The 25,398-nt window shown below is 43.9% G+C and carries 22 protein-coding genes; 7 read left to right on the top strand and 15 right to left on the bottom strand.

Annotation, left to right across the window (positions count from 1 at the left end):
* The first annotated feature begins 81 nt into the window (after nucleotides 1–81).
* The 4 genes from ACRRS1_RS07015 to ACRRS1_RS07000 all read left to right on the top strand — a co-directional run bounded on the left by ACRRS1_RS07015 (nucleotide 82) and on the right by ACRRS1_RS07000 (nucleotide 5,244).
* On the top strand, nucleotides 82–1,674 hold the full coding sequence (locus ACRRS1_RS07015) for a GGDEF domain-containing protein (RefSeq protein WP_432453869.1): 1,593 nt from the start codon (nucleotides 82–84) through the stop codon (nucleotides 1,672–1,674).
* Between the two features lie 95 nt (nucleotides 1,675–1,769).
* Nucleotides 1,770–3,158 (top strand): nucleotide 5'-monophosphate nucleosidase PpnN, encoded by a 1,389-nt coding sequence (gene ppnN, locus ACRRS1_RS07010; RefSeq protein ID WP_432468095.1) that lies wholly within the window; start codon nucleotides 1,770–1,772, stop codon nucleotides 3,156–3,158.
* Nucleotides 3,155–3,937, top strand: coding sequence for a flap endonuclease Xni (xni, locus tag ACRRS1_RS07005; protein ID WP_432453871.1), 783 nt, complete (start codon nucleotides 3,155–3,157; stop codon nucleotides 3,935–3,937). Before ppnN ends, xni begins: the two co-directional genes overlap by 4 nt.
* A 299-nt stretch (nucleotides 3,938–4,236) precedes the next feature.
* Nucleotides 4,237–5,244, top strand: a complete 1,008-nt coding sequence (locus ACRRS1_RS07000) for an isocitrate dehydrogenase (RefSeq protein WP_432453872.1) — start codon at nucleotides 4,237–4,239, stop codon at nucleotides 5,242–5,244.
* Nucleotides 5,245–5,337: 93 nt separating this feature from the next.
* Here the strand turns inward: ACRRS1_RS07000 and rlmM are convergent, their stop codons facing one another.
* From rlmM to ACRRS1_RS06985, 3 genes are read right to left on the bottom strand one after another with little or no spacing between them, the layout of a single operon-like run.
* Complete coding sequence (rlmM, locus tag ACRRS1_RS06995; RefSeq protein ID WP_432453873.1) at nucleotides 5,338–6,402, bottom strand: 23S rRNA (cytidine(2498)-2'-O)-methyltransferase RlmM; 1,065 nt, start codon at nucleotides 6,400–6,402, stop codon at nucleotides 5,338–5,340.
* Nucleotides 6,392–6,757 carry a DUF423 domain-containing protein gene (locus tag ACRRS1_RS06990; RefSeq protein ID WP_432453874.1) on the bottom strand — a complete coding sequence of 122 codons (366 nt, stop codon included), beginning with the start codon at nucleotides 6,755–6,757 and terminating at the stop codon, nucleotides 6,392–6,394. The genes rlmM and ACRRS1_RS06990 overlap by 11 nt, the downstream gene beginning before the upstream one ends.
* 12 nt (nucleotides 6,758–6,769) lie before the next feature.
* Entirely contained in the window at nucleotides 6,770–7,693 is a 924-nt protein-coding gene (locus ACRRS1_RS06985; RefSeq protein WP_432453875.1) for a transcriptional regulator GcvA, read from the bottom strand.
* Between the two features lie 552 nt (nucleotides 7,694–8,245).
* Here ACRRS1_RS06985 and ACRRS1_RS06980 point away from each other — a divergent pair.
* Nucleotides 8,246–8,608: an MmyB family transcriptional regulator gene (locus tag ACRRS1_RS06980; RefSeq protein WP_432453876.1), complete on the top strand. Its 363-nt coding sequence runs from the start codon at nucleotides 8,246–8,248 to the stop codon at nucleotides 8,606–8,608.
* Nucleotides 8,609–8,764: 156 nt separating this feature from the next.
* Here ACRRS1_RS06980 and guaA read toward each other — a convergent pair whose 3' ends face one another.
* A complete protein-coding gene (gene guaA, locus ACRRS1_RS06975; RefSeq protein WP_432453877.1) occupies nucleotides 8,765–10,345 on the bottom strand; it encodes a glutamine-hydrolyzing GMP synthase in 1,581 nt (526 codons plus the stop codon).
* A gap of 72 nt (nucleotides 10,346–10,417) precedes the next feature.
* Nucleotides 10,418–11,878 (bottom strand): IMP dehydrogenase, encoded by a 1,461-nt coding sequence (guaB, locus tag ACRRS1_RS06970; protein WP_432453878.1) that lies wholly within the window; start codon nucleotides 11,876–11,878, stop codon nucleotides 10,418–10,420.
* 85 nt (nucleotides 11,879–11,963) lie between these two features.
* Here guaB and xseA point away from each other — a divergent pair, with 85 nt between their 5' ends.
* Together xseA and ACRRS1_RS06960 are read left to right on the top strand one after the other, a co-directional pair.
* The gene (xseA, locus tag ACRRS1_RS06965; protein ID WP_432468096.1) at nucleotides 11,964–13,343 is read left to right on the top strand and encodes an exodeoxyribonuclease VII large subunit; all 1,380 of its coding nucleotides are present in this window, start codon (nucleotides 11,964–11,966) and stop codon (nucleotides 13,341–13,343) included.
* A gap of 462 nt (nucleotides 13,344–13,805) precedes the next feature.
* A complete protein-coding gene (locus ACRRS1_RS06960) occupies nucleotides 13,806–15,647 on the top strand; it encodes an alpha/beta fold hydrolase (RefSeq protein WP_432464679.1) in 1,842 nt (613 codons plus the stop codon).
* 54 nt (nucleotides 15,648–15,701) lie between these two features.
* Here ACRRS1_RS06960 and ACRRS1_RS06955 read toward each other — a convergent pair whose 3' ends face one another.
* The 10 genes from ACRRS1_RS06955 to ndk form a co-directional block, all read right to left on the bottom strand.
* The gene (locus tag ACRRS1_RS06955) at nucleotides 15,702–15,932 is read right to left on the bottom strand and encodes a zinc ribbon domain-containing protein (RefSeq protein WP_432453881.1); all 231 of its coding nucleotides are present in this window, start codon (nucleotides 15,930–15,932) and stop codon (nucleotides 15,702–15,704) included.
* 12 nt (nucleotides 15,933–15,944) lie between these two features.
* Nucleotides 15,945–17,414 (bottom strand): ribosome biogenesis GTPase Der, encoded by a 1,470-nt coding sequence (der, locus tag ACRRS1_RS06950; protein ID WP_432453882.1) that lies wholly within the window; start codon nucleotides 17,412–17,414, stop codon nucleotides 15,945–15,947.
* Between the two features lie 83 nt (nucleotides 17,415–17,497).
* On the bottom strand, nucleotides 17,498–18,688 hold the full coding sequence (gene bamB / locus ACRRS1_RS06945; protein ID WP_432468097.1) for an outer membrane protein assembly factor BamB: 1,191 nt from the start codon (nucleotides 18,686–18,688) through the stop codon (nucleotides 17,498–17,500).
* The gene (locus tag ACRRS1_RS06940; protein WP_432453884.1) at nucleotides 18,681–19,313 is read right to left on the bottom strand and encodes a YfgM family protein; all 633 of its coding nucleotides are present in this window, start codon (nucleotides 19,311–19,313) and stop codon (nucleotides 18,681–18,683) included. Before ACRRS1_RS06940 ends, bamB begins: the two co-directional genes overlap by 8 nt.
* Before the next feature lie 13 nt (nucleotides 19,314–19,326).
* Nucleotides 19,327–20,604, bottom strand: a complete 1,278-nt coding sequence (gene hisS / locus ACRRS1_RS06935) for a histidine--tRNA ligase (protein WP_432453885.1) — start codon at nucleotides 20,602–20,604, stop codon at nucleotides 19,327–19,329.
* Between the two features lie 84 nt (nucleotides 20,605–20,688).
* Entirely contained in the window at nucleotides 20,689–21,786 is a 1,098-nt protein-coding gene (gene ispG, locus ACRRS1_RS06930) for a flavodoxin-dependent (E)-4-hydroxy-3-methylbut-2-enyl-diphosphate synthase (protein ID WP_432464675.1), read from the bottom strand.
* A gap of 22 nt (nucleotides 21,787–21,808) precedes the next feature.
* Nucleotides 21,809–22,795 (bottom strand): RodZ domain-containing protein, encoded by a 987-nt coding sequence (locus ACRRS1_RS06925; protein ID WP_432468098.1) that lies wholly within the window; start codon nucleotides 22,793–22,795, stop codon nucleotides 21,809–21,811.
* Nucleotides 22,785–23,558: a type IV pilus biogenesis/stability protein PilW gene (gene pilW / locus ACRRS1_RS06920; protein WP_432453888.1), complete on the bottom strand. Its 774-nt coding sequence runs from the start codon at nucleotides 23,556–23,558 to the stop codon at nucleotides 22,785–22,787. The genes ACRRS1_RS06925 and pilW overlap by 11 nt, the downstream gene beginning before the upstream one ends.
* A gap of 22 nt (nucleotides 23,559–23,580) precedes the next feature.
* The gene (locus tag ACRRS1_RS06915; RefSeq protein ID WP_432453889.1) at nucleotides 23,581–24,699 is read right to left on the bottom strand and encodes a bifunctional tRNA (adenosine(37)-C2)-methyltransferase TrmG/ribosomal RNA large subunit methyltransferase RlmN; all 1,119 of its coding nucleotides are present in this window, start codon (nucleotides 24,697–24,699) and stop codon (nucleotides 23,581–23,583) included.
* 153 nt (nucleotides 24,700–24,852) lie between these two features.
* Nucleotides 24,853–25,278: a nucleoside-diphosphate kinase gene (gene ndk / locus ACRRS1_RS06910; protein WP_432453890.1), complete on the bottom strand. Its 426-nt coding sequence runs from the start codon at nucleotides 25,276–25,278 to the stop codon at nucleotides 24,853–24,855.
* Between the last annotated feature and the right edge of the window lie 120 nt (nucleotides 25,279–25,398).

Below are 25,398 nucleotides of genomic sequence, written 5' to 3'. Positions count from 1 at the left end.
ACCCAACAACTATAGTTGTCGTAGATCTCGTGTTATGCTAATCGCAGTTATTAGGCATACTAGGATGTGTTGGTTTAAACGATGAGCGATATCATCACGATTAAGAAACGCCTCGCGTTGGTGAGAAACAATATAGAAAACTCCACCCAGAATGTTTTAGGCCAAGAGGCAAAGGTTAGAATGGAAAAGAAATCAATAAGCCAACTAATTTCAAGCCTTTCTAAAATTTGTTATGGCTTAGATGAACAACTTGATAATAAACTACAGCAACTAATCAAGGATGTTGAGAGTAATGACGACTTGTCAGCTATTTCGCAATATCAAAACGAATTAGATGGCCTATTTAAACAACATAGTAAGACCTTAAAAACGGTCCTCGCTCACAACCAACGAATTATCAAAACGTCGGGGGAATCACTTAAACGAATTAATGGTTTACCTCCTCAATTACGCCGCAAACTTACTGATTTTTTAGAGCAGAGCCCAGCTTATTCTCACAGCGATAATCAGGCTCGTATCGAACAGTTACTCAATTATTATTATCAAGCGCTACTCAATAAACCTTCAATAGGCGGAGCTCACACCAGTAATGAAAATGTTACCGCTGTAAAGCCGAAAGAAAGTATTTTAGATAGTCGTTTACACACTCGCATTTGTGATGATTTACAACGTTTGATCACCGAACTAGATTATAGCGGTGAAGTTGGTAACAAACTGGCACAGATACGTTCTGACTTATTAGTAGGTATAGAACCTAGCGACTTGCCTAGCTTGTGTATCAATGTGATTCAACTCATCATCGAAGGCAGTCGTGAAGAACGTAAAGCCGCTCAAGAGTTTTTATACTCTTTAAACGAAAGTTTAGGCGGTGCCCACGATCAGTTTGTCGACTCGCTAAGTCAATCTAAGTCAATCCATCAAAATCAGCAGCAAAATAACAGCGTATTAAAAGACCGTATACTAGAGCTCGGTGCGGAAGTACGCTCTAGCAGTAACTTAGATAGTTTAAAGCATTCAATCCAAAATCGCTTAATTCAGATTACCGACGTATTCAAAGAAAAAGAACAACTAGAGCAACGAACGACTGAGTTATTGAACGAACTTGGTGAAGTTGAATTAAAGCTTCGTTTGGTTCGAGAAGAAACTCAAGAGTATAAAAAGCGACTCAATGCTCACAAACATAAATTGTTCATCGATAGTCTCACTCAAGTATACAACCGAGCAGCCTTAGACGAACGTTTAGAGCTCGAGTACAAACGCTGGAAGCGTTATGGTTATAATTTGGGCATGGCTATTATTGATATTGACCACTTTAAATCAATTAATGATCAGTTTGGCCATATGGCTGGTGATAAAGCACTCAAAGTGATCGCCAGAGCGTTGCAGAATAGCCTTCGAGATACCGACTTTTTAGCTCGTTTTGGCGGTGAAGAATTCGTTTTATTGATGCCGAATATCTCACCTGACGCAGTGATGGTGCCACTTGACAATATTCGCGAACAGATTAAGACCCTGCCCTTTCGATTTAAAGAAAAACAGGTTTCAATTACAGTTTCTATTGGTGCAACCCTTTTTAAAGATAGCGATAAACCGCTTGATGCATTCGAGCGTGCAGACCAAGCTTTATACGAGTCAAAAAGCAGTGGTCGTGACAAAGTCAACTTAATCAACTAGTTATTTATGAAGTAATACGAAATAAGTATCAGCTAACACAACTCCTCACGTTATACTGTTATGGTAAAGTAACCTGAAATAGACGTGAGGTGTTGATGATTACCCATATAAATCCTGTTGGTAGCATGAACTTGTTATCACAACTAGAAGTCGACCAACTTGCTTTAAGTGCCTCTAAAGATATTTATCTCCTATACCGAAACTGCAGCCTTGCAGTACTCAATTCGGGAAGTAAAACCGACAGCAGCCGTGAGATTTTAGAACGCTATCGAAACTTTGACATTAAAGTCCTTAGTAGGGAACGTGGCGTAAAACTCGAGTTAATCAATGCACCAGAAGAAGCATTTGTGGATGGCGAAATTATCCGCGGTATTCAAGAACACCTATTTAGCGTTTTACGTGATATTTTGTATGTTTCTAATGAAATCCAAAAACTCTCTTATTTAGATTTTAATCAATCACCACATATCACCCATTTAGTTTTTTCCATGCTACGTAATGCTCGAGTGATTCACCCTGGAATTGAACCAAACTTAGTCGTTTGCTGGGGCGGACATTCGATCAACGAAAACGAGTATCAATATACTCGAGAGATGGGAAGCCAATTGGGATTGCGAGAATTAAACATCTGCACTGGCTGTGGCCCTGGAGCAATGGAAGGTCCAATGAAAGGTGCCACTGTCGGACATGCCAAACAACGAGTAAACAACGGTCGTTACATTGGTTTAACGGAGCCCAGCATCATCGCAGCCGAACCACCAAACCCCATTGTTAATGAGCTTGTCATTCTACCCGATATAGAGAAACGCTTAGAAGCATTTGTTCGAATGGGCCACGCCATCGTTATCTTCCCCGGTGGTGCGGGAACCGCTGAAGAATTACTGTATATACTTGGCATTATGATGCATCCGGAAAATGCTCGTCAGCCCTTACCAATCGTCCTCACCGGACCTAGATCTAGTGAAGCTTATTTTAGAAGCATTGACAAATTCATCGGCAAAACTCTCGGTATCGAAGCACAGAAACACTATCAAATTATTATCGACGACCCTGCAAGTGCCGCGCAAGTCGTCAAATCATCGATGTCCAAGATCCAAGACTATCGACGTGCTATTGGTGATGCCTATTCCTTCAACTGGAGCCTAAAAATAGAAAGTAGCTTTCAACATCCTTTTCTTCCTATTCATCAAAACGTAGAAAAGTTAAATTTGCACTACGATCAAGCCCCCCAAGAATTAGCTGCAAATTTACGACGAGCGTTCTCCGCCATCGTGAGTGGTAATGTAAAAGATGAAGGTATAAAACAAATCGAAGAGCATGGGCCATTCATTATCGATGGTGCTCCTGAAATAATGAACATGCTAGATAAGCTACTGCAAGATTTTGTAAAACAGCAGCGGATGAAATTACCTGGTAGCAACTATGAGCCATGCTATAAAATCGCTAAAAATCAAATTAAACAAGACAGAGAACTGCCTCAATGAGTCAACACTTCGTCGTGATAGATGCTTTAAATTTAATCCGTAGAATTTATGCGGTTCAGCAGCAACGTAGCCCTCGCGACTCGTTAAGTCAATCAACTCAGCAGGCGCTCTCGAGCGCCTGTAAACGAATAGTGTCAAGCCTTCAGCCTTCCCATATTGTCGCTGTATTCGATGGCGAACGTTCGGCTTGGCGAGAGCAGCTTTATCCACAATACAAACAAAACCGCTCTCCAATGCCCGAGCTATTAGCTGAACAATTGGAGACATTAAAAGACCAACTATTAGATATGGGGATCGATTCAATCTTTGCGGCTAACGAAGAGGCCGATGACATTTGTGCCACGCTCGCCAGTAAAGCAATTGCAGCTAACTACCCGGTAACCATTATTTCCACTGATCAAGGCTACTACTCATTACTCTCAGCTGGTGTCGGTTTATATGACTATTTTCGACGGGAGTATATTTCAATCGAGCAAGTCGAAGAGAAGTTTGGGATCGCGATCAAACAACTAAACGATTATTGGGCCTTGGTTGGCATCAATGGAGTGAATGTGGCAGGCGTACCCGGTATTGGTAAGAAAAGTGCGCAAACGCTACTTAAAAATTATCCTGATACCCAAGCGATTCTCGATGATAACAGCACCAATAACAAGCTTGCCTCAAAAGTTCAAGCGCACGCTAATGAGCTACAACTCGCGCATAAATTGCTCAGCTTAAGAACCGATTTAAAACTTGGTTTTTCATTGAAACTATTACGTTATAACCCCAAGGCCTGTTGATCGTCGATAATTATTTTCCTGCTAATCAAGACCAGCGTAAATTGTAGAGAATAGTCTGCGCTAAACTGTATTAAAACCAATCAAAACCTACCGAGATAAGATCTCTTCAGCATTCAAAATGTTGTTATTTGGGGCGAAATCTGACCTATAATCAGTGTTGGAAACTAAATATTTTTGAGTATTCAGTTAAAAAATTGTAAACTCATTGTTGCCCGAACCCATTCGCTCGGGTAATAACACGGAGTGTTACCTCCTCCCCTTATTTAGATAATAAAAATACCTACGAATTAGGAAGATATATGTCAACAAGACGAATCACCGTCATACCTGGAGATGGTATTGGACCAAGTATTATCGAAAGCGCCATCGCAATAATGGACAAAGCAGGTTGTGGTTTCGAGTATGATTATGCCAATGCGGGCCTCGCCGCATTAGAAAGTGATGGCAGCCTATTACCCGAAAAATCATTACAACTGATTGAACAAAATGGTATTGCCCTAAAAGGCCCATTAACCACGCCAGTCGGAACCGGCTTCACTTCAATTAATGTCTCTATGCGTAAGCACTTCGACCTATATGCGAATATTCGCCCAGTACGTTCATTTGTTGGGACTAAAGCACGTTACGAAAACATAGATATTATTACCGTACGTGAAAATACCGAAGGGATGTACTCAGGCCTGGGTCAAAAACGTAGCGAAGATGGCAACAGCGCCGAAGCCATGAGTATAGTGACTCGCGAAGGTGCCGAGCGCATCGTAAAATTTGCTTATGAACTAGCTCGCCGAGAAGGCCGTAAGAAAGTAACCACCATCCATAAAGCCAACATCATGAAATCCACCTCAGGCTTATTTCTAGAGGTTGCTCGAGAAATTTCTCGGCAGTATCCGGATATCGAATCGGAAGAGATGATTGTTGATGCCGCTTGTATGAACTTAGTGATGTACCCAGAGCGCTTCGACGTGATGGTCACAACCAATCTATTTGGCGATATCCTTTCAGACCTTTGTGCAGGTTTGGTTGGCGGCCTGGGCATGGCTCCAGGCGCAAATATCGGTGAACAAGCCGCAATTTTTGAAGCCGTTCACGGTAGCGCCCCAGATATTGCTGACCAAGACATTGCCAACCCCACCTCGGTTATTTTAGCGAGTATTCAGATGCTCGAATACTTGGGTATGGAAACGCAGGCCACGGCCATTTTAAGCGCAGTAAAAGATGTGATTGCCAGCGGCGATAGAACCACTCGAGACTTGGGTGGTATTGCAGGCACGAAGGAATTCACTCAAGCTATCTTAGAGCGCCTATAAGCGACACAGAGCACCGATGAAAGGCAGCATAGACTGCCTTTATACCGCAATTAGATAGCTTATATTTACATTTCTGACGAGTCCCAATTCAGCTCAAATAATTCGAGCAAATACCGTGATCTCTTCTCTATCATGATATAACTGCTTAGCCCTCACCTCAGACTCAAATCCTAATTCGGCTAAACCTTCACGTAACATATTCAGATCTTGATTTACTTCAGCAAAACGTTGCTTCATTGGCAATTTTAAATTAAACATTGCATAACGGCACCAACCATTAGCGAGCCATTTCAACATCAACCTAGCCACCTTGGCTGGTCTCTCAACCATATCGCAGACTAACCAACTAGTATTGTTGCGTTCCGGCTGAAACTTAAAACCATCTTCACGAAAGTGCTGTACCTGACCCGTCTCCATCAAAGACTGCGCCATTGGCCCATTATCAACGGCTGCGACGAACATATTTCGTCTCACCAATTGATAGGTCCATCCACCGGGGCAGGCGCCTAAATCAACCGCATGCTGACCATTTTCTAAATATTGTTCTCGTTCTTGATCATTCAGCAAAACCATAAACGCTTCATCTAACTTCAAGGTCGAACGACTGGGTGCTTGGTTGGGAAACTTGAGTCGTAAGATACCATTCGCTTGCGGATTACCGTTACGGGTATCTGAATAACCCAACCAACAATGGGTTCCACTCGTAAAGAACAATTGCATCGCAGGCAACTTTAAGTTCTGCGTTTTACTTAACCACTGGTGTTTTATCAGCGCATGCTCTAAGGGACGTGTAAATTTCTTACAAAATGCGGATAAAGATTTTCCTTCATTGGTATCAGGATATTCCAAACGCAAGCTGCCACAAAGTGGTAACTTCTGATCAATCGCCAATATCGATGCAACCCGATTACGCTCATCTAATTCCAGTTCCAGTAAAGCCAAAAACCAGTGACGTGCAAAAATCAAATTTCGAAAATCAATCGCTTGGTAGAGGCTTATGGTGTGCTCATTTTGATAACAGCTAAACTCAACAAAACCAGACTCTGCAGCAGCCTTGGCATAACCAAAATATTCCAATTGTTCCGCATGAAACTGGATTTCTGCTGCACAATCACTCTCGAAACCAGTGCGACAATATAAAATGATACTATTTGTCATAACTCATATTCTTACTAGACCAAACCAAAGATAACCAACCAATAATCAATATCAGTCCACCTAGAGGCGTAATTGGCCCAAATACCTTAGAACCGAAAAAAGCTAAACAGTATAAGCTACCCGCGAACAACCAACCACCGACAACCCACAACAGAGCCGTTAATCGATGGCGCTGAACCACAGCCAATGCAGCCGCGAGGTGAACTAATTGATAAAACACGCCAGTATTTATCCATTGCAGCTGCTCTGCGCCCAAAAAACGACTAAAACCATGGGCGGCTCCTGCACCCATAATCACGCAAAAAGCACCAGACACAGCGACCAAGGCCCTAAATGGCCAAGTGAATTGCTTCATGACTAACCTTTCTTATATTTCCACCAAGCCTTCATTAACGAATTCTTGCTGCTCATGTTCCACTAACGAAATCATCCACTCACGAAAAGCAACTAATTTCCCTTGTTCTGCCTGACTAGGCTTACACACCATATAGTAGGCATTCTTACTCAACAAAACTTGTTCAAAAGGACATACTAAACGCCCAGCTTCTATTTCAGGCTTTGCCAACACACTATGCCCCAAGGCCACGCCTTGACCGTATACCGCAGCTTGCAACACCATAGTTGAGTGAGAAAATATCGGCCCATGATTCACATTCATTTGTCTTAGGCCGACTAACTTAAACCAGGCTTTCCAATCGTGACGAGCGGTATCATGTAACAAGGTATGAAATTGTAAGTCCTCTGGTTTAGTGAGCGCCTTATCTCCCACTAATAAACTTGGTGAACACACTGGCACTAAATACTCAGTATGCAACTTATCGGCTCGCAAGCCTGCCCAATTGCCTCGACCATAATAAATCGCCACATCAACGTCTTCACTCAAGGACCCCTCATAAAGATCAACAGCCTTGATCCGTACATCAATGTCTGGATGCATCTCACTAAATTGAGATAGACGCGGTACCAACCACTGGATCGCGAAACTCGGCTGGAGGCTGACTGTGATCGTCCCTTTGGCACCTCGCGCCAACAAGCGATCTGTCGCTTCAGTAAGCGAAATAAAAATATCTTTAATATCTAAGAAGTAACCTTGTCCTTCTTCTGTTAATAATAAGGCTCTATTTTTACGACGAAACAATTTGAGGCCGAGAAATTCTTCCAAAGCTTTAATTTGGTGACTCACAGCGGCTTGAGTCACAAATAGTTCTTCAGCTGCACGAGTAAAGCTTAGGTGCCTTGCGGCGGCCTCAAATGCTTTTAAAGCATTTAAAGGCGGCAAACGACGCGCCATATTTACACCCCATTAACGGATAAGTTTTTCTAATCTTTCTGCATTATAAATTATCTGTTGTTGTACGGCTAGTTGCAGACTACTATGCACACGCAATCAAGTGAAGGGGCCTGACATAGCGCCATAATACAGGGTGTTACGTCAGGCCCCTTTAAGTAAATACCGGATTTGTAGTTACTTTGATTGCTATGTTGTGTTTGCATTTGTCAGCCTTTTGCTGACTCCCTGTTTCTAATTTTGACCCTGTCTGTCAAAAAGAATTTTTAGCCACTGCTATTGCAGTGGCTTTTTTTATGCCCTAAATATGACTCAACAAAGTAAAGCGCGAACAACAAACAAACGAAATAAGCATTAAAAAAAATAATCTTAGAGCTGGGTCACGGAAAATAAGAAGGACTTAAACAAGCCAATTAAAATAACCCATTATGTTGATAATGATAAGTACACATGCTCAGCTTGTCACTGCAACATACCATCAAGACATGCCCCAGCCAATCAACATGATTATATTCAAATCAAACGCAAAACGGTGTGTTGTGTTTGCTTATAACGATGCAGCCAACCATCTGTTTAGTTTCGAGTCGCCCTTCCGAGAGACGTAATCTATTACCAATGCTTTTTACTAACCCTGCTCTGCGGGAAATTTTTCTCCATAGGGAAGAGGAAGCACCCCCACATATTATCCAGTGTCGTCGTGACCATGCTAATACAAGTCACGATAGCGATATCAAAGCCTTAGAGGATGAATTGAAAAACGTGTCAGCCGACTTTAATCAGTGTTGGAAACAACATGATGTTCATGCACTATGTGATGGTACTCGAAAGCTCAAGATAAACGGCGAGACAGCCACGTTTGAACACACTTCTCTGATAAACCGCCATTTTCGCTTGGTGGTTGATGCGAAAAGTGAATAAGCTGAAACAGAGTTCCACTAATTATCGCTAGGCAATTCGCAGAGGCTACCAAGCCGACGATTGAAGAGTAAGAATCACCATAAAAAATGCCAGTCAGTATTACTGACTGGCATTTCATTGATTTATAAAGACCTGGTTAACTGTTTATAACTTAGTCTACTCCCACTCAATCGTCGCAGGCGGTTTACCCGAAATGTCATAGACCACACGAGAAATACCATCGACTTCATTGATAATTCGGTTGCTCACATGACCAAGGAAGTCATAGGGTAAATGAGCCCAATGTGCTGTCATAAAATCGATAGTCTCAACAGCACGCAGCGATACAACCCAATCGTACTTACGTCCATCGCCCATCACACCGACTGAACGCACAGGTAAGAATACCGTGAAAGCCTGGCTTACCTTATTGTATAAATCATGTTTATGCAATTCTTCGATGAAAATAGCATCGGCACGGCGCAATAGATCACAGTACTCTTTCTTCACCTCACCGAGTACCCGTACCCCTAAACCAGGCCCAGGAAATGGGTGGCGGTATAACATGTCGTAGGGTAAGCCTAGCTCCAGACCAATTTTGCGCACTTCGTCTTTAAATAGCTCTTTCAAAGGTTCAACCAAGCCCATTTCCATATCATCGGGTAAGCCACCGACGTTATGGTGAGATTTAATCACATGTGCCTTACCGGTTTTAGCACCCGCAGACTCGATCACATCCGGGTAAATCGTACCTTGGGCAAGCCACTTGGCATTTTTTAGTTTCTTCGACTCTTCATCAAAAACATCAATAAAAACATGGCCGATAATTTTGCGCTTCTTCTCTGGGTCACTTTCACCCGCCATCGCATCTAAGAAACGATCTTGTGCCTGCACATGAATAATGTTCAAACCAAAGTGATTGCCAAACATGTCCATTACTTGTTGGCCTTCGTGCAAACGCAATAAACCGTTATCCACGAACACACAAGTAAGTTTATCGCCAATGGCTCGCTGAATAAGCATGGCAACAACCGAGGAATCAACGCCACCACTTAGCGCAAGAATAACTTCATCATCACCCACTTGCTGCTTAATTTTTGCGACCGCATTTTCAATGATCGATTCAGAAGTCCACAAAGCATCACAGCCACAGATATCTTTCACAAAATGTTCTAACATCCGTAAACCTTGGCGAGTGTGAGTCACCTCAGGGTGAAACTGAACGCCATAAAATTGCTTGTCTTGATTCATCATCGCGGCAAATTCACAGCTCGGTGTTTTCGCAATCGTGGTGAATCCTGCAGGAATAGCCGAAACTTTATCGCCATGGCTCATCCAAACATCTAACAAGGCATTACCATTATCGGCAACCGTGTCTTCAATCGCTTTAAATAAAGGTGATGGGCTAATAACCTCAACCTGAGCATAACCAAACTCCCGCTCACCTTCACCTTGAATCACCTTCCCGCCAAGCTGCTCAGACATTGTTTGCATGCCATAACAAATCCCTAATACAGGAACGCCAGCGCTAAACACATACTCGGGGGCTCGAGGCGAATCATGTTCTGTGACACTCTCTGGCCCACCCGCTAAGATAATACCGTTAGGTGCAAATTCTCTAATGTCGGCTTCTTCTACATCCCAGCCCCAAAGTTCACAGTAAACCCCTATTTCACGAATACGGCGGGCGATCAATTGGGTATATTGCGATCCAAAATCTAAAATTAGAATACGATGTTCGTGGATATCTCTGCTCATAATCACTTACTTCATTAGGCTGATAAAACTAAGCACCTGCAGGTGCTTAGAGAGTAGTTATGCTATAAAAATCTACCCCATACGGTAGTTTGGTGCTTCTTTAGTAATGGTCACATCATGGACATGACTTTCGCCCATTCCGGCACTGGTCACCCGAACAAATTCGGCTTTGGTATTCAGTTCGGTGATAGTGGCACAGCCAGTCAGCCCCATACAAGAGCGCAAACCACCCATTTGCTGGTGAATAATCGCTTTCACTGGACCTTTGTAAGCCACCCGACCTTCAATCCCTTCGGGCACCAATTTATCTGCCGCATTATCGGTTTGGAAATAACGGTCTGATGAACCCTGAGACATTGCACCTAAAGAGCCCATACCGCGGTAAGATTTAAACGAACGCCCCTGATAAAGTTCAATTTCTCCAGGCGCTTCTTCGGTGCCAGCAAACATACTACCCACCATCACACAAGATGCACCGGCGACCAGGGCTTTCGCAATATCACCAGAGAAACGAATACCACCATCGGCGATCACCGGAATATCACGACCTTTAAGCGCTTCCACCGCATCAGCTACCGCGGTAATTTGTGGGACACCCACACCAGTAACAATACGTGTTGTACAAATTGAACCTGGGCCAATCCCCACCTTTACTGCACTAACACCAGCATCCGCGAGGGCTATCGCACCAGCGGCAGTGGCAACGTTACCACCAACAATCTGTAAGTCAGGGTATTTATCATGAGTGGCCTTAATGCGATCAAGCACTCCTTGCGAATGCCCGTGAGATGAATCGATCAATAAGACATCAACCCCCGCTTCTACCAGCGCATCAACCCGCTCTTCGTTGCCAGCACCAGCGCCAACAGCAGCACCAACACGCAAGCGGCCAAAGCTGTCTTTACAAGCGTTCGGCTTACGCTCTGCTTTTTTAAAATCTTTTACGGTGATTAAACCTGTGAGTTTAAAGGCATCGTCAACCACCAACATTTTCTCAATACGGTGTTCGTGCATTAGCTTTTCAACCACTTCACGGGAAGTATCGGTAGTGGTTACCAAACGTTCTTTCGGGGTCATCACCTGCGAAACTGTTTTAGAAAAATCGGTTTCGAAACGTAAATCACGTCCTGTGACAATACCAACTAAGTCATTAGCTTCTGTCACCACGGGGAAGCCCGCAAAACCATGAGTTTGGCGTAACTTCGCAATCTGCCCCAAAGTTAAGTCTGGCGTCACCGTAATCGGCTCAAGCACAATCCCAGCTTCGAATTTTTTCACGCGACGCACTTCATTGGCTTGTTGTTCGATACTCATATTTTTATGAATGAAGCCAATGCCACCTTCCTGAGCTAAAGCGATCGCAAAACTCGCCTCAGTAACAGTATCCATGGCCGCAGAAACCATCGGAATATTTAAATTGATATCTTTAGTTAGACGAGTGGCCAAACTGGCAGTGTTAGGGAGTACTTCAGAGTGTGCAGGAAGTAGTAGTACATCATCGAAGGTTAAGGCTTCTTTGGAAATTCTCAGCATAGCAACATTCGCCTAAATCAGTTAATAAACGGGAAAATATTGCGGACGGATTATAGGTATAAAGCTAGTCAAGGTAAATTGAAAAATGTTATTTTCTTACATTATTTTCAATTTACCCACGAGAGCGCTGATGCAAGCGAATCAAATCACCCAAAATGTCTTCAGCGTAAGTCAATTAAACCAGGAAGTTAGACGTTTACTAGAGCGTTGTTTGGGGACAGTTTGGTTGGAAGGTGAAATATCTAACTTTTCAGCGCCATTTTCAGGGCATTGGTACTTCAACCTGAAGGACTCACGGTCGCAGGTCCGTTGTGCCATGTTTAAAAATACCAATCGCAAAGTACTTTTTAAGCCCGAGTCTGGAATGCAGGTGCTAGTGAAAGCCAACATCACCATGTATGAGCCTCGAGGGGATTACCAGTTAATCATTGAAGCCATTCATCCCGCCGGGGATGGCGCCATCCAGCAAGCATTTGAGCAATTAAAGTATAAGCTCGCCGCGCAAGGCTTATTTGCCGAAGCAGCTAAACAAGCACTACCGGAGTATCCGTCAACGGTTGGAGTGGTAAGTTCCGCATCAGGGGCCGCCTTACAGGACATTTTGTCGGTACTGGCTCGACGAGCACCAGCCATCAAAGTCATCGTCTACCCAGCAGCGGTGCAAGGCGAACAAGCAGCCATTCAAGTTTGCGCCATGATCGAACGAGCGAATCAACGTCAGGAAGTTGATTTGTTGATTGTTGGCCGTGGGGGTGGTTCTAAAGAAGATTTATCCGCCTTCAATGATGAACGGTTAGCCAATTGCATATTTAACTCTAACCTGCCCATCATTTCGGCGGTTGGCCACGAGATTGATCATAGTATCAGCGATCTAGTTGCCGATGTACGAGCGGCAACCCCTTCTGCTGCAGCGGAAATCATCAGCCAACAAGCTAGCCACATCGAGCAAAGATTAAGCTATCTCAACCAACAGCTAAACAACCGCTATTCTCAGCTGCTGAAACAACAGCAATGGCAACTGACAAATTTACAACAGCGCATTTATGCACAATCCCCTGAGCACGTATTGCAACAACAACAACAACGGTTTGACCATCTATCACTACGCTTGGAGCGCGCGATGTCTAGCAGCTTAGCGCAGGCTAACTACCGATATAACAGAGTCAGTCGAGCCATTATCGCAAGCCAACTTCCTGCACAACTCACGCAGCAAGCAAATCAATTCGATAACTTATTAAAAAATATGTCACAAATAATCACGCAGCAACAAGCCCGTTATCAACAACAACTCATCGCCAAAACTCGACAATTAGATGCCCTAAGCCCGCTGCGGGTTTTAGAACGAGGTTTTACAATGGTAAGTCATAAACAACAACTCGTGCATCATGCCGCCGAATTACAAGTTGGAGACGAAGTCACGCTGCAATTTGTCGATGGACAACGAAAAGCAAACATCAGTTCTTAAACACAGCTAACCTCTTGTAGCAAATCATGTTCGTAGAGCGAGCTTACAACGCAACCAGAGATATTTCGCCAAGCAAACCCACTCAATAAAGAGTAAAATGCTTTAGCGAATCCTTTTTTTCAGCGCTTGTGACACTTGATGCTACAGGGTCTACTTTGTTTTAGAGAGGTACACTTTATATGAACAATTTACCCCACAAGTCACAAACCAATGAAAAAATAATCATTACAAATCAACAAACTCTAATCTTATCGACAATCTTTCGTACGCTTCACAACTTATGAGTGAAGCGTTAAATTTGATGTGTTTTTTTGTAAAACTATCTTAAAATTAAAGGGGCTAAACTAGACGCCGAAATTTTTGCTATAAATAAACTCAGCATCTAAACCCAAGAAGACGAAAAGTGTATGCCAATCGCATATAATCAATTAATTGTAATACAAGTAAATTAGCAGTAAAAATATGAAATCTCTGGATAGCACCAAGGAACTCGAGCTAACCTTCGTCGATAATCGGGAACAGTTAATCGGCATGATCTACCGAGCAGCGGCAGAACCCGAATATTGGCCAGACCTGCTTGAACAGCTGTATATGATGCCTGAGATTCAACGAACTCAAGTTGAAACTGAGCACGACAACTCATCAGCCAAATTAAGCCAAATGCTAAACGCCGTCTCTCCAACCCTATTGATGGAACAAACCCATCATTCAGAACGCAATCAGTTGCTACTAGAGCACTTCAACCAAGCGTTAAACATCGCCAAGCGCATCTATAAGCTGGAAGAAAAAAATCATTCATTAAATTCGCTGTTAGACCACATTCCTGTGGGTGTGATCTTAGTCAATGCCCAAAACGAAATATTATTAACCAATGAACTCGCCGAAGAGACTCTTCAGTTAAAGCAGGGGCTTTATCAACAAGGCAGAACCTTAACCACACAGCAAAGTAAATCAACAGCGTTACTGAAACAATACGTCACAGAGTTATCAAATTTGGGGCCAGGAGAGTCAAGTAGTCGCGGGCTACCGATCCAAATCGATAATCAAAGTACAGCTCAAACGATGGTGATCTTAAGTCCTGTCGATCATTTACAAAACCCTGCCTTGGAGCGCAATGCCAGTGTGGTGGTATTCATCTCGCCCTCACGGCCGGATATTGAGCTAGATTTACGCGCTTTTGCCGAAGGCTATAGCTTAAGTCCAAAAGAAGCACGAATTGTAAACTACATTGCCCAAGGAATGTCTCCATCCGATATTGCCGACAAAATTTACGTCAGCTATAACACCGTTCGAACTCAGCTAAAATCGGTTTTTAAAAAAACAGGGGTCAGTAGTCAAAGTGAGTTAGCCAGCTTGGTACTTACTGGACCTTGGGGAATGTTATCGCAAAATAGTAGAGCTTTACTCCCGTTAGACGAGCATAACGCTAGTAATCAAACCTTGTTTTTTACCCTGCCAGATCAACGCCGCTTATGTTATCAAGAATTTGGTAGCGACAAAGGGACACCGGTAATTTACTGCCATAGCATTCTAGGCAGTCGCTTAGAGAACTTCTTCGATGAACAAGACTTAGCAAAGCAGCTAGGGCTGCGTTTAATCACCATCGATCGACCTGGTTTTGGCGGCTCCGACTACCATCCAAATTATAGTTTTGTGCAATGGTCTGAAGATCTCTGTGCCTTGCTCGAATACCTAAATATTGATCAAGTAGAGTTACTTGGCTATGCCACCGGAGGAGTATACGCAGCCTGTTGCGCCGCCAAAATACCGAGTAAAATTAGCCATCTCACCATGGTGAGTTCTGGTGATGCACTAGTTTTAGATAGTGACTATCAAGCCACCGCCAAGCTATACCGAATGCATATGAAATTGGCGCGTGACTTTCCCAGCATGCACCGACTATTTACCAATATCTTAGAAAAAGGTTTACACAAAGATCCGAATAAGCTGTTTAAAGTATTAGCCAAAGATTTGGACGGAGCCGATGTCGAGTTATTTAATAGCCCACAGTTTCGAGACAAATTTACGCGTTACCTCAAAGAAGCCAAAATACAGGGTGGCAGCGCATTTTCTGATGAAGTACAACGAGTCATGAAAGACTGGGGCTTTAATATTGCCGATATTCAAATTCCGACAAGCTTATGGCATGGCGAAGTTGATCGGCATATTCCTTTAGTTCTCGCCGAACGATTCGCAACATCGGTACCAAATGCTCAACTAAAAGTCATCCCTAAACAAGGGCATTTTATGATCTACCAACAATGGTCAAATATTTTACATAGCATCGCCAAACGCACCTCATAGCAAACATAGCGGGTATTTAACGATATAAAAAAGGCGGTAAAAACCGCCTTTCGTTTATTCACAGCGTTCAAAGCGCTGAATCATCGCCTTTTTGGACTTTAGTTCATTACAGTGCTTACAGAAATAATCCACCGCACCGCAAGCTTTCAGTATTTCCAATTCTGCATCACATTTATCGCAATGGACCCGTTGTAAATATCGGTGATGGCAAGCAACACATAACCAATGTTCATGTTCAGGGATTAACTCACCGTCACATTCAGGACAAGCGATTTCATGACTCATGACTCACTCCAGCTATTTTTTATATTTACTCACGCTTTGCATTTTTTTACGGCGACGCTCTTGTGCCAAAGTCAATTTTGACTTTTTATCAGAAAATGGATTTTCGCCTTCCTTAAATTCTACACGGATCGGCGTTCCCATAATCTCTAGCGCCTTACGATAATAATTCATTAAGTAACGTTTATAAGAATCAGGTAAGGAGTTCACTTGATTACCATGGACCACAATTCTTGGTGGGTTATATCCACCCGCATGCGCATAACGCAACTTAACTCGACGACCACGAACCAATGGAGGTTGGTGATCATCTTGTGCCATCTGCATGATACGAGTCAGTAAAGAAGTTGAAACACGTTTGGTGGCGCTGCTATAAGCCTCTTGTACCGATTCATATAGGTGGCCGACGCCTGTTCCATGCAATGCAGAAATGAAGTGCACTCGAGCAAAGTCAATAAACCCTAATCGGCGATCTAATTCACTCTTAATTCGCTCCTTATGGTCGTTATCTAATCCATCCCATTTATTGACCGCTAAAACCAGCGCGCGCCCCGCATTAAGCACAAAACCTAGCAGACTTAAATCTTGATCAGAAATCCCCGATTGTGCGTCAATGACCAACATCACTACATTGGCATCTTCGATGGCTTTCAAGGTTTTAATCACCGAAAATTTTTCAACCGTCTCGGTCACCTTGCCACGCTTACGCACGCCAGCAGTATCGATCAAAATATAATCTTGGTCTTCACGTTGCATAGGGATATAGATGCTATCACGCGTAGTGCCCGGCATATCGTAAACGACGACCCGCTCTTCACCTAAAATTCGGTTGGTCAGTGTTGACTTACCGACGTTAGGTCGGCCGACAATCGCTAATTTAATAGGCATATCAGCAAACTGCTGAGCTAACTGATCGAGCTCAGTTTCACTCAATTCATTGTCTAAATCGAGTTCGGTATCTTCACCTTCTAGCGCTTGTTGCGCATGTTGTTCGGTCACAAAAGGACGCAAGGCTTCTTCCAGCAAGATATTAACCCCACGACCATGTGCCGCGGCAATATGATGCACGTCGCCCAAGGCTAAAGCATAAAATTCACCACAAGCCGTATCTGCATCGATACCGTCAGTTTTGTTAGCGACCAAAAATACTTTTTTATCTTGTCTACGCAAATGGTGAGCAATCGCTTCATCGGCGATTGTCATTCCAGCCCGAGCATCCACTAAAAACAGTACCGCATCAGCTTCTTCGATGGCCTGCAACGATTGCTGTGCCATCATCGCATCGATACCTTCTTCATCCCCATCAATACCGCCAGTATCGATCACGATGAACTCTTGCTCAGCCACTTTTGCTTGGCCGTATTTACGGTCACGAGTCAACCCTGGGAAATCGGCAACCAGTGCATCCCTACTGCGTGTAAGGCGATTAAATAATGTAGATTTGCCGACGTTAGGACGTCCCACTAAGGCAACAACAGGAAGCATAAGGGCCTCTTTTTTAGAATAGATGAGATGACAAAGGCTCATGATGATTTCACCATGAGCCTTTTATACACAATTATAACAATTTAACTGCGATTTAGCGCAATTAGCTTACCATTTCGTGTTTGAACAATAATTTTATCGGAGGTTACCACAGGTGCGACGTATAAGCCGCTACTATCTAACAACTGCTTACTCATAAATTCACCAGTCTCACGATTTAACCAGTATAAATAACCTTCACTATCACCCACTAAGACTTGATCACCGTCTATCGCTGGTGCGGTAACAATACGGTACGCTAAACCCGATTGTGCCCAGTTTTCAACACCATTATTACGTTCTAAACTATAGACCGTATCGCTAGCATCCGTAACAAACAAACTTAAACCAGCGGAGGCAATATTTTGATAAGCGGAGTAACTGCGTTTCCAGTGCTCTTCGCCACTACGTAAGTTCACCGAAACTAAATTACCGTTATAGGCCACAGCATAGAGCTGCGAATCAATCAATATCGGCTTACTACCAACATCAACAATGCGGTCGATTTCAGTGGAACCTTTTGGTTGAGCCAACTTCGTGTCAAAGATCAACTGCCCGTTTTCCAATAAATATAAACCAACTTTACCATCACTCCGGCCAAGGATAATCGCACCACTGGAGATCAGCGGTGGGGCTTTACTACGCAATGACAAAGCGGGTTGATCTATCTTGGTGTCCCATTTTTGCTCACCGCTGTGTGCATCCAATGCAATCAAATGACCATTACTGGTCATCACCACCACAATACTATCCTCAACGGCTGGCTTCGCTAATACTTCACCAGCAACTTTAACTTGCCAAACTATCTCACCAGTCTGGGCATCTAAAGCCACCACGTCGGCGTTCTCGGTCCCCAGATAAATCCGCTGATAAGCGGCCGTTAAGCCTCCCGAAATACGGGCGTTAGGAGTATTACCAGAAAATTGATTATTACTTTCCAGCTTAGATAAGTCGATTTTCCATAGGGACTTGCCATTAAGATCAAAGGCATGCACTTCACCGTAGCGTGCAGCTGCAAAAACAGAGTCGTAGGCGACCACTGGCGATAAAGCAGAATAATACCCTTCAACACCACTACCGACTCGAACTTCCCATTGCTTTGTTACCTTAAACTGATTACTAAACTCAGGCACTGGTGACATTTGCACCACATCTTCTTCAGAATTAAACAAAGAACATGCAGACAACCCAAGTAACAACAAGGCCAAGCTAGCACCGCGCCATGCTTTAGCCATTCGCAGCCTCGGCTTGTGTTAAATCATTCAATTTCAAGTTGACACTAGGATCTTGTTCACTGGCACCAGCCGCAACTGCAGCTTGATAAGCTTGACGCGCCAATTCAGGTTCACCTTTCTGTAAATAGATATCCCCTTTAATTAACTCAACCGTTGCGCTTAAGGCTGGCTCATTAATTAAGGCGAGACTTGCAAGGGCATCATCGAAAGACTGTTGCTGAGCTTGCACCCGCGCCAACCGAGCATAAATCATCCCTTTTAACTCTTCTGGAGCTCCCGCTAAAGCCAATTTAAGCTGCTCTTCGGCCTGCGCAAAATCTTCTTTTGCGACCAACTCTTTGGCTAATAATAACGACGCAAACACCGCGTAGTTATTTCCTTTTTCATCGGCTACGTAACTCACTAATGAGCTAAGCTCATCGGAGTTACTCGCCACTTGAGTAACAACTTGTTGATAAGCATCAGAGGCTGCGTCTTGTTGCGCGACTTGATAATCACCGTAGTAGCGCCAACCAAATACGGCAGCTAAGCCTAGAACGGAGCCACCAATGACTGATGTACCATTTTTCTTCCACCAGTCTTTGATGGCTTGAACTTGCTGTTCCTCAGTGGAGTATATTTCCACGGTGTCTCCTTAACTATGCTAATACTGTGTTAAGCAAGGCTACCAGCTCGTCTTGAGCGATGCACTGCTGTTGAATATCTTGACGTAAATATTTCACGGTAACCTGATGATTAGCCAACTCATCATCACCGATGATCAGCGCCACTCTCGCCCCGGATTTATCTGCACGCTTAAACTGTTTCTTAAAGTTACCACCACCGCAGTGACTCATGACTCGCACTGAGGGTAACGCATCTCTTAATTGTTCAGCTAATGAAAATGCCGCACCAAGCGTTGCTTCTCCAGCATTGATCACATAAACATCAGCACTCGATGGTAAATCACCTAATAGATCTAAGGTTTCGAGCATCAATACCAATCGTTCTATGCCCATAGCAAAACCCACCGCGGGCGTCGGTTTACCACCTAATTGTTCAACCAGACCGTCGTAACGGCCCCCTGCACAAACAGTTCCTTGTGAACCAAGGCTATCAGTGACCCATTCAAATACGGTGCGATTATAATAATCTAAGCCACGGACCAAACGTGGATTCAATTGATAAGCAATACCTGCATTATCGAGCAAGGCACAAAGCTGTTGAAAATGTGCTTGGCTTTCAGGATCCAAATACTCAGCCAAACTTGGGGCATTGACTAAGGCCGCTTGTACCTGTGGATTTTTACTGTCCAATACCCTGAGCGGGTTATCGTACATACGCCGTTTTGCGTCTTCATCAAGCACTTCTTTATGCGCTTCCAAATAAGCAATTAAAGCATCGCGATAATTAGCGCGAGCTTCATTTGAGCCCAAACTATTCAGCTGTAAACTAACATGCTTTTCTAGACCAAAAGCCTTCCAAAAACGAGCCGAAAGTAAAATAACTTCAGCATCGATATCCGCCGAAGCCATGCCAAAGGCTTCAACACCCGCTTGATGGAACTGACGATAACGACCTTTTTGTGGGCGTTCATGGCGGAACATTGGCCCCATATACCACAGCCGTTGTTCTTGGTTATATAATAAACCCGCTTGATTGCCGGCTCTGACGCAACAGGCTGTGCCTTCTGGGCGCAGTGTTAAACTATCACCATTGCGATCGTCAAAAGTATACATTTCCTTTTCAACGATATCGGTCACTTCACCGATGGAACGTTTGAACAGTTCAGTACTTTCAACAACTGGCATTCTAATTTCGTTATAACCATAAGCAGCCACCACCTCACGAATCACCGACTCTACTTTTTGCCAGGCGGGTGTGTCGCTAGGCAAGCAGTCATTCATGCCTCGTATTGCTTGTATTTGTTTAGCCACATTAATCTCGAATAAAACAGGTAATCACTACTAAAAGCCCTCGATTATAGGGGCTTTCGCTCAATAGGTAAATTTGTTTGCCGTTTAGCGACCGCTGATATCTTTGACGGGGATCCGAGCCCGAATTTTTGCTTCGAGCGCATCCACCAAATTATCATTGTCAAAACGCTCTTTTTGGCGAGTCCCATCTTGATAGAAGCCACTTTTTTTATGACCACCTGTAATACCAAGATCAGAAATAAGGGCTTCGCCGGGCCCATTCACCACACAGCCAATAATTGATACATCCATCGGCGTAACCACATCTTCTAAGCGTTGCTCTAATGCATTGACCGTAGCAATCACATCAAATTCTTGACGAGAACAACTAGGACAGGCAATAAAGTTAATACCACGAGAGCGGATCCGCAGCGATTTAAGAATATCAAAACCAACTTTAATCTCTTCAACTGGATCTGCAGCCAACGAGACCCGTAGCGTATCGCCAATCCCTTGCGCCAACAACATACCTAAGCCCACGGCCGACTTCACAGAGCCACTGCGCATACCACCAGCTTCGGTGATCCCTAAATGCAAAGGCTGATCAATGCGAGACGCTAAGCCTTGATAAGCGCCAACCGCAAGAAACACATCGGAGGCTTTGACACTCACCTTAAATTGATCGAAATTTAATCGGTCGAGAATATCCACATGGCGCATCGCCGATTCAACCAATGCTTCTGGTGTTGGCTCACCATATTTCTCTTGAATATCTTTTTCTAAGGAGCCGCCGTTCACACCGATCCGGATCGGAATTTTACGATCTTTAGCTGCATCGACAACCGCCCGTATACGCTGCTCGTTACCAATGTTACCGGGGTTAATTCGTAAACAATCAACCCCATACTCAGCGACTTTAAGGGCAATTCTATAATCAAAATGAATATCGGCAACCAGTGGGACCGATACTCGCTGTTTAATCAACTTAAACGCTTCTGCAGCCTCCATGGTTGGTACCGAAACACGCACGATATCGGCACCTACCGCTGCAATACGATTAATTTGAGCAACCGTTGCATCAACATCAGTGGTGCGGGTATTAGTCATCGACTGAACCGAAATCGGGGCATCGCCACCGACCGGAACATTGCCCACCATAATCTGCGTTGATTTACGACGTTTTATTGGACTTGGCTGGTTCATAATACTCGAAGGTCTTTATTAATTATTGAGGGATATTCATACGCACGACTTTACCGCGCTTAAATGAAGAAAGGTCTATTTTGTCTTGTCCATAATGAATGTTCACACCAGCAGCCGTCCCCAAAACAATACTGTAAGGTGCAACACCGCTAAGTTTCAAGCTATCACCCGGTTTCTTAATCGCAGCAACTAAACGTTTACCGTTTGCGTCCCGAACTTCCACCCAGCATTCATTTTCAAAATTCATGACTAAAGTCTTCAGCGGCGGGACTGGCACTGCCGGCACTTGCGCCTCTGAGCTAGGCTTAGCCGCTACCACCACATCCTCTTTTTCCGCGAGCTGATTGGCCTCGCTAAGTTTAGGGCTTGGTTCCGAGACTAACGTGTCTTGCTTAACAACCGTCACTGACGCATCAGCCTCTGACGGCTCACCGCTCTCTTCGGGTTGCGATTCCGATGGTGCTGGGATCTCTGATGTTCGCTCAGCATCAACGCTACCTGGCTCGATAGCGACATGATTTGATTCAACTAGCTCAACGACGCTGGCACTTTCAGAACTCAATGAGCCAAACACCGGATCGAGTTGCTTTTCTTGTAGCCACCAAATGACCAACAGTGCAACAATCCCTAACGCCACTAAGTAGGTGAACTTCATTAATCGGCTATCATGGGTTTCCTGCTTAATTCGCTTAGAAAAACTTTGCATTTCGGTGCGTTGTTCTTGCGCAGCGTTTAAATGCTGATAGCTAGATAAGACAAGATCTTCAGATAAATTAACCAGCCGGGCATAGCCGCGTAAATAGCCTTTGATAAACGTTGTGGATAGACCGCTGTCAAAGCTATCCGCTTCAATATCAATCACCACTTGAATCCGTAATTTTAAACGATCCGCCACCTGTTGTTGGCTTAATTCGGCCACAACCCGCGCTTCCTGTAACATTTGGCCGGGGCTAAGCACTTCAATATCCTCGCTAAGCTCGGTAGGCTCTAATTCTGCTTTAGTAGTCATTAGCTATATATCGTTTTGTCTGTTCTGATTTCGGAAATTGTTGTTGCAAGGTAAGGCCCCAACGCGCTTCTTCGGCAAAGTTATCTGCGGCATTTTCGAGACGAACCCAAGCAAATGCACTTTCGGCAGTGGTTTCAGCCATACTATCATACCGTTGCAAATATATTCGCGCCTGCTCTGGTTTATTTTTTTGTAAGTAAATCTCAACCGTCCCTAATAAGGACGCTGGGCGACGAATATTATAGGCTAAGGCATTCGAGAAATACGCTAAGGCATCATCGATATGCCCCGCACTTAATGCGCACAAACCGGCATTTTCATTGGTGCCAGCCACTTGCACATACTCAGGATTTGCGAGTGCTTTTTTAAACAGTTTATCCGCTTCCACGTAGTCTTGCTGCTTACATAGCATCACACCATAATTATTTAATACGTCTCCATTATTTGGGGCAATTGAGCGCGCTTTTTTATAGGCACTGATGGCCCGCTCCGGTTGGCGAACCTGCTGATAGAAGTGGGCTTGAGCCACATATACATCAACCGAATTAGGCGCGAGCTGTTGAGCTAACTCTAAATTTCTTTTAGCTTGTTCGGCATCACCCGCCTGTAAGTAACGTAACGCTAAACTAATACGAGTTTTAGCCGCGGCTTCTTTATCTAGCTGTCGATTGTCATTGTTAACTTCTTGGCCATTTACCCGTGTCTCAGTAACACAAGCAGTCACCGAAAACATTAGTATTAGCAAAAACAGCCAGCGTTTCATATTCATCCTTCGATAAGCTTAGTTATTGAATTGTGACTGAAATTTCTTGCTGTTGCATCCGTTTTCTCATGCTTCTTTTGGTTCTGTCGACAACATCACCCGCCAATTGCCCACAGGCAGCATCAATATCATCGCCGCGAGTCTTTCGCACGACCACGGTAGAGCCATATTCCATCAAGACTTTGCTAAACCGATCGACACGACTATTGCTCGGTTTAGTAAACGGAGAGCCCGGATAAGGGTTAAAAGGAATTAAATTAATTTTACAGGGTGTGTCGCGCAATAAGGCCGCTAATTCATGCGCTTGTTCCATTGAGTCATTCACTTGATTCAATAAAACATACTCCACCGTAACCTTGCCACGGTTGGCATTTGACTTACCAATATAGCGCTTAACACTCGCCAGAAATGCTTCAATATTATACTTATCATTGATCGGCATAATTTCACTGCGGAGCTTATCGTTAGGGGCATGCAAGGAAATGGCTAACGCAACATCAAGCTGATCACCTAGCTTATCTAAGGCAGGTACCACGCCAGAAGTACTCACTGTAACCCGACGTTTACTTAGGCCATAGCCGTTATCATCTAGCATTAATTCCAGCGCGGGAACTAGATTGGATAAATTTAACAATGGTTCGCCCATGCCCATCATCACTACATTAGTAATTGGCCGTTTCCCTTCAACACCTTTGTGTCCGATCACTTGCGCTGCTCGCCACACTTGACCAATAATATCAGAGACTTTTAAATTACGATTGAAACCTTGCTGTCCAGTGGAGCAAAAAGTACATTCTAAAGCACAACCTACTTGCGAAGATACACACAGCGTCGCTCTATCACCCTCAGGAATATAGACCGTTTCAATTTCTTGCCCTGCCACCAACATCGCCCATTTAATAGTGCCATCAGCGCTACGCTGTTCGGTACTAATTTCCGGCGCTTTTATCTCAGCAACTTTGTTTAGTTTTTCACGCAAAGTTTTATTGATATTGTTCATTTGGTCGAAGTTATCTACACCAAAGTGATAGATCCACTTCATTACTTGATCGGCACGAAATGGTTTTTCCCCTAATTCAGCGAAAAAACGACGCAGCCCTTCTCGGTTAAAATCAAGTAAATTTGTTTTTGTCTCACTCATCGCCTAACTCCACGACAGACCATTAAAAAGCGCCGAATTGTACAAATAATGACAGCACATTACCAGCGAATATCGCTAATCCTTAAGCTTGGGGCATATTGATAAAACGCCCTGTAACATTCCATTAAAAAAGAGGCCTTAGCCTCTTTCGTTTTATCTTGGACAAATTTCGTTATCATCAAAGAAATAAGCGATTTCTCTTGCCGCCGATTCAGGTGAGTCGGAACCATGAGTTCCGTTTGGTGGCATGCCAGTCCCAAAATCGTGACGTAAAGTGCCCGCGGCAGCCTCTGCGGGATTGGTCGCACCCAATAACTCACGGTAGCCCTGCACTGCATTCTCTCCTTCTAGTACTTGTACCATGATGGGTCCGGATGTCATAAAATCAATGAGTGGTTGATAAAAAGGCCGTCCCTCATGTTCGGCATAAAAACCAGCCGCTTGCTGTTCAGTCAAATGCAACATTTTTGCAGCAACTAAACGCAAGCCTGCAGCTTCCATCCGCGCATAAACTGCACCAATCGCATTCTTCGCCACCACATCGGGTTTAAGTATAGAAAAAGTCCGTTCTAAGGCCATTTATCAGCTCCATTGCAAAATTTATTAATAGCACCTCTAGAGGCTGTTTATCTTTCGTCATCAACTTTCGCTTATTCATGTAGCGTTAGCTCATCATTAATGTCGATAGTTACAGTTCTT

The sequence above is a fragment of the Agarivorans sp. Z349TD_8 genome, assembly GCF_050870825.2.
Classification (GTDB): Bacteria; Pseudomonadota; Gammaproteobacteria; order Enterobacterales; family Celerinatantimonadaceae; genus Agarivorans.
This window is presented reverse-complemented; position numbering and strand designations above follow the sequence as displayed.